7 protein-coding genes and 1 pseudogene are annotated in these 14,370 nt (G+C 67.7%); 5 read left to right on the top strand and 3 right to left on the bottom strand.

Features of this window, described 5'->3' with window-relative positions; translation table 11 throughout:
* Both C7C56_RS24100 and C7C56_RS24095 read left to right on the top strand, forming a co-directional pair.
* Window positions 1–3,134 (top strand): response regulator (locus tag C7C56_RS24100; protein WP_146204627.1); only part of this gene is annotated, 3,134 nt, incomplete at its 5' end.
* A 14-nt stretch (window positions 3,135–3,148) separates the two neighbouring features.
* Window positions 3,149–3,970, top strand: coding sequence for a CheR family methyltransferase (locus C7C56_RS24095; RefSeq protein WP_106759890.1), 822 nt, complete (start codon window positions 3,149–3,151; stop codon window positions 3,968–3,970).
* A gap of 265 nt (window positions 3,971–4,235) precedes the next feature.
* On the opposite strand, the gene C7C56_RS24090 is transcribed toward C7C56_RS24095, so the two are convergent.
* Together C7C56_RS24090 and C7C56_RS24085 are read right to left on the bottom strand one after the other, a co-directional pair.
* Window positions 4,236–4,859, bottom strand: a complete 624-nt coding sequence (locus C7C56_RS24090; protein WP_106759889.1) for a glutathione S-transferase family protein — start codon at window positions 4,857–4,859, stop codon at window positions 4,236–4,238.
* 36 nt (window positions 4,860–4,895) lie between these two features.
* A complete protein-coding gene (locus tag C7C56_RS24085; RefSeq protein WP_106759888.1) occupies window positions 4,896–5,615 on the bottom strand; it encodes a glutathione S-transferase family protein in 720 nt (239 codons plus the stop codon).
* A gap of 313 nt (window positions 5,616–5,928) precedes the next feature.
* Here C7C56_RS24085 and C7C56_RS24080 point away from each other — a divergent pair, with 313 nt between their 5' ends.
* Together C7C56_RS24080 and C7C56_RS24075 are read left to right on the top strand one after the other, a co-directional pair.
* Window positions 5,929–6,624 carry a YceI family protein gene (locus C7C56_RS24080; protein ID WP_229458962.1) on the top strand — a complete coding sequence of 232 codons (696 nt, stop codon included), beginning with the start codon at window positions 5,929–5,931 and terminating at the stop codon, window positions 6,622–6,624.
* 159 nt (window positions 6,625–6,783) lie between these two features.
* The gene (locus C7C56_RS24075) at window positions 6,784–9,669 is read left to right on the top strand and encodes a hybrid sensor histidine kinase/response regulator (RefSeq protein ID WP_229458961.1); all 2,886 of its coding nucleotides are present in this window, start codon (window positions 6,784–6,786) and stop codon (window positions 9,667–9,669) included.
* A 316-nt stretch (window positions 9,670–9,985) separates the two neighbouring features.
* Here the strand turns inward: C7C56_RS24075 and dnaK are convergent.
* A pseudogene (dnaK, locus tag C7C56_RS24070) lies at window positions 9,986–11,915 on the bottom strand (molecular chaperone DnaK).
* Between the two features lie 306 nt (window positions 11,916–12,221).
* On the opposite strand from dnaK, the gene ftsH reads away from it, so the two are divergent.
* Window positions 12,222–14,291 carry an ATP-dependent zinc metalloprotease FtsH gene (gene ftsH / locus C7C56_RS24065; protein WP_106759886.1) on the top strand — a complete coding sequence of 690 codons (2,070 nt, stop codon included), beginning with the start codon at window positions 12,222–12,224 and terminating at the stop codon, window positions 14,289–14,291.
* The last annotated feature ends 79 nt before the right edge of the window (window positions 14,292–14,370 follow it).

Genomic DNA, 14,370 nt, shown 5'->3' with positions numbered 1-14,370 from the left:
CCAAGAAGATCACGGTCGACGTCAAGGGCGAGATCCTCGAACTGAAAGACACCATCAACGTCATGGTCGACCAGTTGTCGTCGTTCGCCTCGGAGGTGACCCGGGTGGCGCGCGAGGTCGGCACCGAGGGCAAACTCGGCGGACAGGCCAACGTGTCCGGCGTGGCCGGCACCTGGAAGGACTTGACCGAGAACGTGAACCAGCTGGCGGCGAACCTGACCAACCAGGTGCGCGCGATCGCCGAGGTGGCGACGGCGGTGACCCGCGGCGACTTGTCGCGTTCGATCCAGGTGGAGGCGCGCGGCGAGGTGTCCTACCTCAAGGACAACATCAACGAGATGATCCGCAACCTCAAGGAGACGACCCAGAAGAACGCGCAGCAGGATTGGCTCAAGACCAACTTGGCGCGCTTCACCCGCCTGCTGCAGGGCCAGCGCGACCTGCAGGCCGTGACCAAGCTCATTTTGTCGGAGCTCGCGCCGCTGGTGTCGGCCCACCACGGCGTGTTCTACATGATGGACTCGAAGGAGCTCGACGCGCGACTGCGCATGATCGCCAGCTACGGCTACCGCTCGAGCCGCAAGCTGGCCACCTCGTTCCTGCCGGGCGAGGGCCTGGTCGGACAGTGCGCGCTCGAGAAGAGCCGGATCTGGCTCACCGACGTGCCGCGCGATTACATCGTGGTCTCGTCGGGCCTGGGCGCGGCGCCGCCGACCAACATCGTGGTGCTGCCGATCCTGTTCGAGCAGCAGGTCAAGGCGGTCATCGAGATCGCCTCGCTCGACCGCTTCACCGAGACCCACCTGTCGTTCCTCGACCAGTTGATGGAGTCGATCGGCGTGGTGCTCAACACGATCGAGGCCAACAGCCGCACCGAGTCACTGCTGACGCAGTCGCAGTCGCTCGCGCAGGAGCTGCAACAGACCAACCAGGAGCTGGCCGAGAAGGCGCGCCTGTTGTCGGAGCAAAACATCGAGGTCGAGCGCAAAAACCGCGAGGTCGAGCAGGCCAAGCTGGCGCTCGAGGAAAAGGCGACCCAGCTCGCGCTGTCGTCGAAGTACAAGTCCGAGTTCCTGGCCAACATGTCGCACGAATTGCGCACCCCGCTCAATTCGCTGCTGATCCTGGCCCAGCAGCTGTCCGACAACCCCGAGGGCAACCTGTCGGGCAAGCAGGTCGAGTTCGCGCGCACCATCCACGGCTCGGGCTCCGACCTGCTCACGCTGATCAACGACATCCTCGACCTGTCCAAGATCGAGTCCGGCACCGTCACGCTCGACGTCTCGGAGTACCGCTTCACGAACCTGCGCAACTACGTCGACCGCACCTTCCGCCACATGGCCGAGGCCAAGCACCTCGCCTTCTCGGTGGACCTGGCCGAGGCGCTGCCGACGGCCGTCATGACCGACACCACGCGCCTGCAGCAGGTGCTCAAGAACCTGCTCTCGAACGCGTTCAAGTTCACCAGCCACGGCCAGGTGCAGCTCGAGATCGGCCTGGTCACGAGCGGCTGGACCAGCGACCATCCGAACCTGGTGCACGCCGACGCGGTGCTCGCCTTCACGGTGCGCGACACCGGCGTGGGCATCGCCTCGGACAAGCTGCAGCTCATCTTCGAGGCGTTCCAGCAGGCCGACGGCTCGACCGCCCGCAAATACGGCGGCACCGGCCTCGGCCTGTCGATCTCGCGCGAACTGGCGCGCCTGCTGGGCGGCGAGATCCGGGTCGAATCGGTGGTCGGCCAGGGCAGCACCTTCACCCTGTTCCTGCCGTACAACCGGGCCGGCTTCATCAACTACGACCAGGCGCGCCAGCCGCAGGCGCGCCTGTCGGCGCCGCAGGCGCAGGTGGTGTATGCCGGCGCGCCTCTGCTGCTGGCGAGCGAGGCGGCCGACGACGCGGGCGGGCCGCCCGCGATCGAATACGCCGGCATGCTCGACGACCGCAGCCTGGTCGCGCCGGGCGACCCCTCGGTGCTGATCATCGAGGACGACGTGCGCTTCGCCAAACAGGTGCTCGAGTTCGCGCGCGAGAAGAACTTTAAGGCCGTCGTGACGCACCAGGGCGACTCGGCGCTGTCGATGGCGCGCGACTACCTGCCGTCGGCGATCCTGCTCGACATCGACCTGCCCGACATCGACGGCTTCACGGTGCTCGACCGCCTCAAGCGCGACCCGAGCACGCGCCACATCCCGGTGCACGTGATGTCGAGCCTGCGCGAGCGCGAGCGCGCGCTGCGCCAGGGCGCCATTTCGTACATCAACAAGCCGGTCACGCGCGAGGCGCTGCAGGAGGAGTTCACGCGGATCCAGAAGTTCCTGCTCGGCGGCAAGCGCAGCCTGCTGGTGGTCGACGACGAGAAAATGCAGCGCGACTCGATCGTGGCGCTGATCGGCGACGCCGACCTGCGCATCGTCGCCGTCGAAACCGGCCAGGCCGCGCTCGAGGCGCTGCGCTCCTCGCATTTCGACTGCATGGTGCTCGACCTGACGCTGCCCGACATCAGCGGCTTCGACCTGCTCGACCTGATCGGCAAGGACCCGGCGCTGCGCGACCTGCCGATCGTGATCTACACGGCCAAGGAGCTCAACCGCAAAGAGGTCACAAAGCTCAAGCGCTACGCCAAGACGATCGTGATCAAGGACGCGCGCTCGCCCGAACGCCTGCTCGACGAGACGGCGCTGTTCCTGCACCGCTCGCACGCCAGCCTGCCCGAGCTGCAGCGGCGCATGATCGAGGAGGTGCACGCGGCCGACGGCGGCCTGGCCGGGCGCAAGGTGCTGATCGTCGATGACGACCTGCGCAACATTTTCGCGCTCAGTTCGCTGCTCGAGCGCCAGCAGATGCAGGTCTCGTTCGCCGAAAACGGGCGCGACGGCATCGAGGTGCTCGAGAAGGATTCGAGCATCGAGATCGTCCTGATGGACATCATGATGCCGGAGATGGACGGCTACGACACGATGCGCGCGATCCGGCGCATCCCCAAGTTCAAGTCGCTGCCGATCATCACGCTCACCGCCAAGGCGATGAAGGGCGACCGCGACAAGTGCATCGCCGCAGGCGCCTCCGACTACATCACCAAGCCGGTCGATGTGGCGCAACTGCTGTCGCTGATGCGGGTGTGGCTGCATTGACCGGCGCCGTTGGCATGCACACCGCGCTGGCGACCGAAGAACTCGAGATCGACCTGCTGCTCGAGGCCCTGTTCCAATGCTATGGATTCGACTTCCGCGGGCACGACCGGGCCGCGCTCAAGCGCAAGCTGGAGTCGCTGATGGCGCGCCACGGGCTGGCGACGGTGTCGGCGCTGCAGGAGCGCGTGCTGCACGAGGCCGGGGCCGGCCCGGCGCTGCTGCGCGCGCTGAGCGTGCAGCACGGGCAGCCGTTCGACGATCCGGCGCACGCGCGCGCCCTGCGCAGCGTCTTGCCGGGCTACCTGCGCGGCTCGGCGATGCCGAGAATCTGGCTGGCCGAGTGCGCCGGCGCGGGCGAGGCGTGGACGCTGGCGATCGTGCTGGCCGAGGAGGCGTTGCTCGCGCGCACCGAGATTTTTGCGACGGTGTCGAACGAGGACCTGCTGGCCGACGCCCGCGGGGCGGGTTTTCCGGCCGCGCGCATGGCCGAGTACGAGGACAACTACGCCAGGAGCGGCGGGACCGGGAAGCTGGCCGATTATCTGTCGGTCGAGGAGGGGCGCGCGGTGCTGCTGCCGCATCTGCGCGCGCGCATCACCTGGGCGCAGTACAACCTGGTCACCGATGCCTCGTTCAACGAATTCCAGGTGATTGTGGGGCGCAACGCCCTGCCCGACTTCGGACCGGTGTTGCGCCAGCGGGCGCTGCGCCTGTTCCACGAGAGCTTGTCGCTGTTTGGCGCGCTCGCGATCGACCGCGTGGACGATGGCGATGCCTTCGATGCCAGTTTCCAGGCCATGCTTGCGAATGAGCCGTGGTACAAGCGCATCGCGTAGCCGCTTCGGTGAAGCTCGCAATAGTCACGTCACCCGCGCGCAAGCGCACTGGATCAACGTCATCGCAGCGAAGGCGGGGCCCCATAGTCAACCTCGACCCCGCGAAGGCGGGAACCATAGTGGGCATGCGATTATGCACCTTCCAAAAGTTTAGACGCACAGTTCCCGGGTCTGAGGGTTTGAACTCCGCTTATAAGCCACGCTCAGCATGGGGCAAACGCATGCGTTTGCGCCTTCGCGGGGAAGACGTCAACTATTTTATCGATCATGGCCGGCTGGCCGTAGGACGCGCCGCGATGCGGTCGCGCCATTCCTGCAAATGGGTCATGCCCTCGGCGCCGGGCCGGAATTTCATGAGTCCGCGGCCGAATTCGAGCGCGCAGAACGCGGTGATGTCGGCCACCGTGAAGCGCTCGCCCGCCACATACGCGTGGCGCGACAACTCGCCGTCGAGCCAGCGCGCGGCATCGCGCATTTTCTCGCCCTGCGAGGCGCCAAACTCGGGAAACTGCGGCTTTTCGAGGCTGGCCAGTCCGGGATGGCAGTGGCGCACCGCGTTGGCGATGCCGGCGAACAGATGCATCTCGACGCGGCGGTCCGCCATTTCGATGAACGCGTGCTCGTCGAAGCCCTCGCCCATCAGGTTGGGCGCCGGATGCAAGCCCTCGAGGTAGCTGCAGATGGCGCGCGTTTCGCACAGCACCCGGCCTTCGTCGAGTTCAAGCGCGGGCACCCGGCCGAGCGGATTTACGGCCAGGAAGGCGGCGCCTCGGTGCTCGTCGGCGCCGAGGTCGATCATGACCGTCTCGATGCCCTCGATGCCCTTCTCGGCGATGAACATCGTGACGCGGCGGGGGTTGGGCGCGAACGTGCTGCTATAGAGTTTCATGATTTTCCTTTGAGCTTCATGATTTTTCTTTGAGTTTCATGGTTGTCCCTTGCTTGGTTCGTTGCGTGACTGTCCGGTTTCGAGCATGGTGCGCGCGTGCGCGGCGAATTTTTCGGCCGCCACCGGGTCGTCGCTGATGTCGCGCACAGAGGCCGGCATCAGCAAGCCTTTTTGCACCGCCGGGCGGGCCCGGATCGCGTCGACCCAACGCCTCAGGTTGGGCAGGTCGTCGATGTCCACGCCCGACCATTTATGGGTGCGCACCCACGCCCAGTTGGCGATGTCGGCGATCGAATAATCGCCGGCCAGGTATTCGTGGTCTTTGAGCTGGCCGTCGAGCACGCGGAACAGGCGCTTGCTCTCGCCCTGGTAGCGGTCGATGGCGGGCTGGATTTTTTCGGGGAAGTAGCGGTAGAACACATTCGCCTGGCCCATCATCGGTCCGATGCCGCCCATCTGGAACATCAGCCATTGCACCACGCGCGAGCGGGCCTTGGCCTCCTGCGGCATCAGCCGGCCGGTCTTCTCGGCCAGGTACAGCAAGATGGCGCCCGATTCGAAAACGGCGAAATCCTCCGGATCACGGTCGACGATCGCCGGTATGCGCCCGTTCGGATTGATGGCGAGGAAGGAGGCATTCTTCTGTTCGTTCTTGGACAGCTCGAGCGTGTGCAGGGTGTACGGCAGCGCCAGTTCTTCGAGCGCAATCGATATTTTGTGGCCGTTGGGGGTGGCCGCCGAGTACAGGTCGATCATGGCATCCTCTATTGGGAGATGGACAACGTGGTGTGCAGAATAATAGCGCCTTCGACGCTTGCGCGCTTGCCCATCGGCGGCGCGCGCGCGTTGACAGGGGCTTCCTTTCACTTTAGATTGAATGGAGGCCGCCGCGCGGCGGCCCCTGGCCAAGGCCATTCCAACCGCGGAGGTAAGCCAAATCAAGACCAAGACCCTGTTGCCGCTTCTGGCAGTGTTGGCGGCATGCGCCGGACCGGCACCGCCGCCGTCCACGCCGCCGTCCGCGCCGCAATCGACGCCGCAGTCCGTGCCGCTATCCATCCCGAGCCCCGTGCAGCGATCCGCGCCGCCGGCCGTGCCGCGATCGGCGCCGCAGGCCGCGCCGCGATCCGCGCCGCGATCCGCGCCGGCGGCCGCGCCGGTGCCGGCGCAGCAATACGGCTGGTACCAGCAGGCCCACGGCGCCGGCAAAAAGGTGTATGCGATCGACCCCGCGCAGTCGCTGATCACCGTCACGGTGCGCCGCGGCGGCGTGCTCGCGCGGCTCGGGCACGACCACGTGGTGGCCAGCCGCGCGATCAGCGGCTTTGTCGCGCCCGACGACGGCCGCGCCGACTTCCAATTCCGGCTCGACCAGATGACGGTCGACGAGCCCGCGCTGCGCCGGAAAGCGGGACTCGACACCCAGCCCCCGGCCGAGGCGGTCGAAGGCACGCGCAGGAATATGCTGGGCCGGGTGCTCGAGGCGGAGCGCTTTCCGCTGGTGCTGCTGCGGGCGCGGCGAGTTGCGGGCGCCATGCGCCTGACGGTCACGCTGCACGGCGTCAGCCGCGACTACGTGGTGCCGACCCGCCTTGAACGCAGCGCCGGCGGCGTCACCGCCAGCGGCGCCCTGACGCTGCTGCAGACCGACTTTGGCATCGTCCCGATGTCGATCATGGGCGGCGCCATGCAGGTGCGCGACCCGCTCGAGCTCACGTTCCGCGTCGTCGCGCGCGCGCCCGGGCCCCGCGCCGGCGGCGGTTAATTTTTTGTTTCGATTGTGCATTGTGGATTAGAATGGGCCTCGACCCTTCTGGGCACAATGGAAACATTTCCTGCCCGCGCGTGGTCCCATGTTCACAAATTAGAATCACATGCGCACTCCACGCCCCCTTTGTTTCGTGCCTGACCTGCCGGCGCCGCGATGACGGCCTCCAGGTTCGCGCGCATGCGGCGCGCCCTTTACGTGTTTGCGCTGCTCGCCCTGGCGATGCTGATGCACGCCGGCGCGGCCCACGCCGCCCCCGGCGATGTGGTGCTGGGACAGGCGCAGGACCGCGAGATGCTGCCCGACGCGCTGCTGTACCTCGACAACGGCGAACATTTCCCCGCCGCCGCCGGCGACGTGGCGGCATGGCAGGCGACGCTCAAGCCGGCCGCGAAGGTCGATCTGCTCGGCGGCAGCTACTGGATGGTGGTCAACCTGCGCAACTACACCGACGAGGCGGCATGGGTGCTCGATCCGCGCGACACCCTGATCGAAAAAGTCGAGGCGCGCCTGCTCGGCTCCGACGGCACCGTGCAAACGCTGCACACCGGCTACCGCGCCAAGCACGAACACTTCCTCCATTACGGCAAAAACATCACGCTCAATCCGAGCGTGAGCTATCAACTGGCGCTGCGCTTTTCGAGCCCCTACTACGCGCGCATGCCGGTCATCTCGGTCACGCCCGAAGCCGACTACATCAAGCTGGTCGACCGCGAGAACCTGCTCATCATCGGCTCGCTCGGCGCCCTGCTCGCGCTGGCCATTTTCAACTTCTTCATCTATTCGATCACGCGCGACCGCGCCTCGCTCTGGTATTCGGTCTACGTGCTGACCTACGCCACCGCCTGGGCCATGACGTTCCACGTCACGGCCGACCTGTTCGGCTGGCGCGTGCTCGAACTGCACTACGTGCCGTTCTTCCTGCTGCCGGTGTTTTCGACCCTGTTCTACCTGAAGTTCCTGCGCCTCGACCAGTTGGCGCCGCGGCTGGCCAAGATCAGCGTCATCAACCTGGTGCTGCCGCTGGTGCTGCTGCCGAGCTGCTTTTTCGCGCTGTCGTGGGCCCACACCCTGGCCACCATCGCGATCTCGATCTGGATGCTGCTGGCCCTGATCTGCGGCATCGTGGCCTGGAGGAAGGGCTACCAGCCGGCGCGCTTCTTCGTTTTCGCGTTCGTCGCGCTGATGCTGCCGGGCTTTGTGATCCTGCCGGCCAACGTCGGCCTGATCCCGGCGATGGTCGACAACGCGCAGTTGCTCACGCTGTTGGGCGGCACGCTCGATGGCCTGCTGCTCGCCTTCGCGCTGGCCGACCAGATCCGCCTGCTGCGCGACAACCTCGAGCAGCGGGTGCAGGAGCGCACCTCGCAACTGCTCGAGGTGAACCAGGCGCTCACGCTGGCCAAGGACCACGCCGAGGTCGTGAGCCGGCACCGGATCGATTTTCTGTCAGCCATGAGCCACGACATACGCACCCCGCTGGCCGGGGTGATCGGCATGCTCAAGTTCGCGCTGCGCGACCAGACGGTGCATGGACGGACCAAGGAATATCTGCGCATCGGCCTGCACAACGGCGAGTCGCTGCTGGCGATCCTCAACGACCTGCTCGATTTTTCCAAGATCGACGCCGGCAAGCTCACGCTCGAAACGGTCAGCTTCAGGCTCGACACCGTGCTCGACGACGCGCTCGGCATCCTGCAAACCCAGGCCGACGCCAAGAGCCTGCTACTCGAGTGCGGTCTCAGGCACGCGCTGCCGGAATACGTCGCCGGCGACCCGACGCGCCTGCGCCAGATCCTCATCAACCTGCTTGGCAACGCCATCAAATTCACCGAAGCCGGCCGGGTCCGGCTTGATCTGATCGTGGGCGCGTCCGACGCCAACCAGACACTGATCACGTTCTCGATCACCGACAGCGGGCCCGGCATCGGCAAGGAGACCTGCGCCCGCCTGTTCCAGAAATTCGAACAGGCCGATCTCTCGACCACGCGCCGCTACGGCGGCTCCGGTCTCGGACTGGCGATCTGCAAGGAGCTTGTCACCCTGATGAAGGGCACCATCGGCGTCGAGAGCGAAGTCGGGGTCGGCTCGCGCTTCCACTTCACGCTGCCGCTGGCGATCGGCATCGCGCCGCCGCAGCCCGAGTCGCCCAAGGTGCGCGAGCGCCACAGCCACCAGCTGCGCGTGCTGTGCGCCGAGGACGTGCGCACCAACCAGATCATCATCGGCACCCTGCTCGAGAACATGGGGCACCGGGTCCAGATCGCCGAGAACGGGCTCGAGGCCCTGCGCGCGCTCAGCGCCGACGACTTCGACCTGGTGCTGATGGACGGGCGCATGCCGCTCATGGATGGCGAGCAGGCCACCCGCCTGATCCGCTGCGGCGGCACCGACGAGGCGCGCGTGCGCGACCCTGCCATCACCGTCGTCGCGCTCACGGCGAATGTGAGCGGCCCCGATTGCGCGCGCTATCTGGCGGCGGGCATGGACGGCTTCCTGAGCAAGCCGGTCAACGAGGCGCTCCTGTACGACCAGATCGAAAACACCATCCGCGATTTGCTCGGCAAGGGGGTGACGCTGAAGGCGGCGCAGCAGCAGCAACAGCAGCAGCAGCAGGCGCCCGACAGGGAAGCCGAACTGGCGCTCCAGTTTGGCGTCGCCCGCGTGGCGCGCGCGCCCGCGCTGCCGAAGGCGGAACCGCCGGACGGCGTATTCCGCATCGTGCCGCTGCCCGGCGTCTCGCCCCAGCACATGGACAAGATCACGCAGGCCTTCATCGAGGAGGCGCCGCGCCGCCTGGCGCTGGCGCGCGAGGCGTTGCTGGCGGGCGACGCGGGCGTGAGCGGGGCCGCCTTCCACGCGCTCAAGGGCAGCGCCGGCTATTTCAATTGCTCGCAGTTGCACGAGCTTGCCACGCGGCTCGAGTCGCTGTGTTCGCGCGGCGCCCTCGAGGGCGCTCTGGCGCTGCTGCCGCAGCTCGAGAACGCGGTGGCGCGCGCGATCGCCGACCTGCGATCGGCCAGGGTCGACGACCTGGCGTGAGCCTCGGCGCCGGGGAGCGACATGCGGCGCGCGCGGTGGGGCCCGCACGGCTTGCGGCCGCGGGCAAGGCGCCGCGGCGCATCGGGCCCCGGGGGCGGCGCGTAACACGTCCATTTCGGCGAAACAGGGGTCTGTCCCCCGTTTCCTGGTCGTAGACGCTGATGCGCTCCCAGGCCATCAGCGAGGCGTAGAAGAACGCGAGCGAGGCTGCAATGCCGCCGTGCCCCGGCTCAATCATCGGGCCGCGCTCATGCCATGCCGCCCTGGCCCTCAAATCAGCGCGTTCCGGGCGTCGGGCGCGCCGCGCGGCCCGGCGCTACTTTTTGTACTCCCGGTAGTCGGCGTCGATCACGTCGTCGTTCGCGCCCGGCGGGCGCTCCCCGGGGCCGGCGTCGCTGTCGTTGGCGGCGCCCGCCTGTTGCTGCTGCGCGCCGGCGTGCATTTTCTCGCCCAGCTTTTGCGCCGCGCCCGACAGCGCCGCGATCGCCGCGTCGATCCCGGCCTTGTCGCCGCCCTTGAGCGCACCCTCGAGACTGACTATCGCCGCCTCGACCGCGTCCTTGTCGGCGGCGGCGGGCCGCGCGCCGTGGTCGGCCAGCGCCTTGCGGGTGGCATGGATGAGCGCGTCGCCGCGGTTGCGGCTCTCGGTCAGTTCCTTGACCCGCTTGTCCTCCTCGGAGTGGGCGGCCGCGTCGCTGACCATCCGTTGGATCTCGGCCTCGGTCAGCCCGGAGTTGGCCTTGATGGTGATCTGGTTCTCCTTGCCGGTCGCCTTGTCCTTGGCGCCGACGTGCAAAATGCCGTTGGCGTCGATGTCGAAGGTGACGTCGATCTGCGGCATGCCGAGCGGCGACGGCGGGATGCCGACGAGGTTGAACTCCCCGAGCAGCTTGTTGCCGGCGACGATCTCGCGCTCGCCCTGGTAGACCCGGATCGTCACCGCCGGCTGGTTGTCGTCGGCGGTGATGAACACCTCGCCGAACTTGGTTGGAATGGTGGTGTTTTTCTGGATCATCTTGGTCATCACGCCGCCCAGGGTTTCGATGCCGAGCGACAGCGGCGTCACGTCCATGAGCAGCAGGTCGGTGCGCTCGCCCGACAACACCGAGCCCTGGATCGCCGCGCCCACGGCGACCGCCTCGTCGGGGTTGACGTCCTTGCGCGCCTCCTTGCCGAAGAACTCCCTGACCTTCTCCTGCACCTTGGGAATGCGCGTCATGCCGCCGACGAGGATCACGTCGCCCACCCTGGCCGCGTCGATGCCGGCGTCCTTGCGGCGGTGCGGCACGGCTCGATGGTCTTGGCGATCAGGTCCTCGACCAGCGACTCGAGCTTGACGCGCGTGATGCGCAGGTTCAGGTGGGCCGGCGCGCCGCCGGCCATGGCGATGTAGGGCTCGTTGATCTCGGTTTGCTGGGTCGAGGACAGTTCGATCTTGGCGCGTTCGGCCGCGCTCTTGATGCGCTGGAGCGCGATCGGGTCCTTGCCCAGGTCGATGCCGCTGGTCTTTTTGAACTCGCCGATGATGTGGTCGACGAGGCGCTGGTCCAAGTCCTCGCCGCCGAGGAAGGTGTCGCCGTTGGTCGAGAGCACCTCGAACTGGCGCTCGCCGTCGACGACGGCGATCTCGATGATCGAGATGTCGAAGGTGTCGCCGCCGAGGTCGTAGACGGCGATCACGCGCTCGCCGGCCTCGGTTTTGTCGAGCCCGAACGCGAGCGCGGCCGCGGTCGGCTCGTTGATGATGCGTTTGACGTCGAGCCCGGCGATGCGCCCGGCGTCCTTGGTGGCCTGCCGCTGCGCGTCGTTGAAGTAGGCGGGCACGGTGATGACGGCCTCGGCCACTTTTTCGCCAAGGTGGTCCTCGGCCGTTTTTTCATCTTGCGCAGCACCTCGGCGGCGATTTTCTGGGGCGCCAGTTGCCTGCCGCGCACCTCGATCCAGGCGTCGCCGTTGTCGGCCTTGATGATCTTGTAGGGCATCAGGTGCAGGTCTTTTTGCACCTCTTTCTCCTCGAACTTGCGGCCGATGAGGCGCTTGACGGCGAACAGCGTGTTGTGGGGGTTGGTCACGGCCTGCCGCTTGGCCGGCGCGCCGACGAGGATCTCGCCGTCGTCCTGGTAGGCGACGACCGACGCGGTGGTGCGCGCGCCCCCCGCGTTTTCGATGACCTTGACCTGTCCGCCCTCCATGATGGCCACGCAGGAATTGGTGGTGCCGAGGTCGATGCCGATCATTTTTGCCATGACTGCCTCCCGGTGCGAAAGCGGTGGTTGAAAGCGATGGTTGAAGCCAGCGGTGGTCGAGGCCAGCGGCGGTTGAGGCCGGCGATGGTTGGCGCCGCCGTGGTTGCAGCCGGCGGCGCCGGCCGGGCATCGGTCCGAAGCCGACCCGCCGGAGCACATTGATTAGGACAGCGGCGCGCGGACCGTGTTCCGCGCCGGACCGCGATTTTGCGCGCGCGCCCGGCGTCCGGGTGCGCACCTTTGCGCCCGGACAAAGCCACCGGCCGGGCGCGAGAACTATGGCCGCGCGGGCCTGCCAAACCAACTATGAGATTCGACCGCAACCCACCCACCGGGCGGCCCGCCGCGCCGACCGACCCGCGGCGGGGCGGCCCGGGGCCATCGGGCCAGCCCGGCCTGCCGCCACGCAACGCCTGGTGGACGTTCGCGCTCATCTTGCTCATCAACTACCTGGTGCTGCGCACCTTCTTTCCGGGCGCCGACGCGCCCGTCAGCGTGCCCTACACCGTCTTCAAGCAAGAGGTGGCCAGGGGCAACGTCAGCGCCATCTTCAGCCGCGGCGGCAACATCGAGGGCGGCTTCGCCAAGCCCGTCACCTGGCCGCCGCTGGGCAAGGAGGCCGAGCGGCGCCGCGGGCCGTTCCCCAAAACGCCGAGCCAGTCCCTAACGGCGTTCACGACCACCGTGCCGAGCTTCGTCGATCCCGGCCTCGAGCAATTCCTGATCGACAACAAGGTCCAGATCAGCGCCGTGCCCATGCAAAGCGGCAGCCTGCTGGCCACCCTGCTCTACGGCTTCGGCCCGGCCCTGCTGCTGATCGGCTTTTACGTGTGGCTGTACCGGCGCGCGGTCCAGCAGGGCGGCGGCGGCCTGGGCGGCTCGCTGTTCGGCATCGGCAAAAGCAAGGCGCGCCGCTACGACCAGGAGGTCGGCGCGCGCGTCACGTTCGACGACGTCGCCGGCATCGACGAGGCCAAGAACGAGCTCGTCGAGATCGTCGACTTCCTAAAGGACCCCGGCCGCTACACGCGCCTCGGCGGCGCCGCGCCCAAGGGCGTGCTGCTCATCGGCGCGCCGGGCACCGGCAAGACCTTGCTGGCCAAGGCGGTCGCCGGCGAGGCCGGCGTGCCGTTCTTCTCCATGAGCGCGGCCGAGTTCGTCGAAATGATCGTCGGCGTCGGCGCGGCCCGGGTGCGCGACCTGTTCAAGCAGGCGCGCGAAAACGCGCCGGCCATCATCTTCATCGACGAGCTCGACTCGATCGGCCGCGCGCGCGGCCAGATCTCGGTCGGCGGCTCGAGCGAGCAGGAGCAAACGCTCAACCAGATTCTCACCGAGATGGACGGCTTTTCTAGCCGCGAGGGCATCATCGTGCTCGCCGCGACCAACCAGCCCGACGTGCTCGACAAGGCGTTGCTGCGGCCGGGCCGGTTCGACCGGCGGGTCGTGGTCAACCTGCCCGACAAGGTCGGGCGCGAGGCCATCCTCGGGGTCCACACGCGCAAGGTTCCGCTGTCCAAGGACGCCGACCTGTCCGAGCTGGCCGCCGCCACGCCCGGGCTCTCGGGCGCCGACCTCAAAAACCTCGTCAACGAGGCGGCGCTGCTGGCGGCGCGGCGCGACCAAAACAGCGTCGGCCGCAAGGACTTCATGGACGCGCTTGAAAAAATCGTGCTCGGGCCCGAGCGGCCGATCCTGCTCAGCGAGGCCGACCGCGAGCGCATCGCCTACCACGAGGGCGGGCACGCGATCCTGGGGCTGGCCGTGGCCGGCGCCGACCCGGTGCACCGGGTCACGATCGTGCCGCGCGGGCACGCCCTGGGCGTGACCTACCAGCGGCCCCTGACCGACCGCTACAACTATCCCGAGGCCTACCTGCGCGCGCGCATCGTCGGCATGCTGGGCGGCCGCGTGGCCGAGGAGATCGTGTACGGCACGCGCACCACGGGCGCCGAGAACGACATCGAGCAGGCCACGCAACTGGCGCGCGACATGGTCGGGCGCTGGGGCATGAGCGACGAGCTTGGAATGGTGCAACTGGCGCCGCGCCAGAATCCCTACCTCGGCGCCGGCGCCGGGTTCGCCGGCGAGAAGCCGTTCAGCGAGGAAACCGCGCGCCGCGTCGACATCGAAGTGCAGCGCATCATCAACGAATGCTATGACGAGGCGGTGCGTCTGCTGAGCAAGCACCGCAAGGCGCTCGACGCGCTGGTGCGCGCCCTGCTCGAGCGCGAGACGCTCGACGAGAAGGAGATCCTCGACGTCACCGGCCTGCCGCCCGCGCCGCAGCTGGAGAGCAATCCGATGGGCCTGCCCGCGGCGCGCGAGCAGCGTCAGCGCCCACCGACGCTCCACAATTCGCGCACGCCGCGGTAGGGCGCGCGGCGGGCCCGCGAATGCCGGACGCGCACGCCGGACGCGCGCGCCCGGGGCTTCGGGTCCTGCCCGCGCCGCC

The sequence above is a fragment of the Massilia glaciei genome (assembly GCF_003011895.2).
Lineage (GTDB): Bacteria > Pseudomonadota > Gammaproteobacteria > Burkholderiales > Burkholderiaceae_D > Telluria_A > Telluria_A glaciei.
The sequence above is the reverse complement of the archived record's forward strand: the minus strand, read 5'-3'. Positions and strand labels throughout refer to the sequence as shown.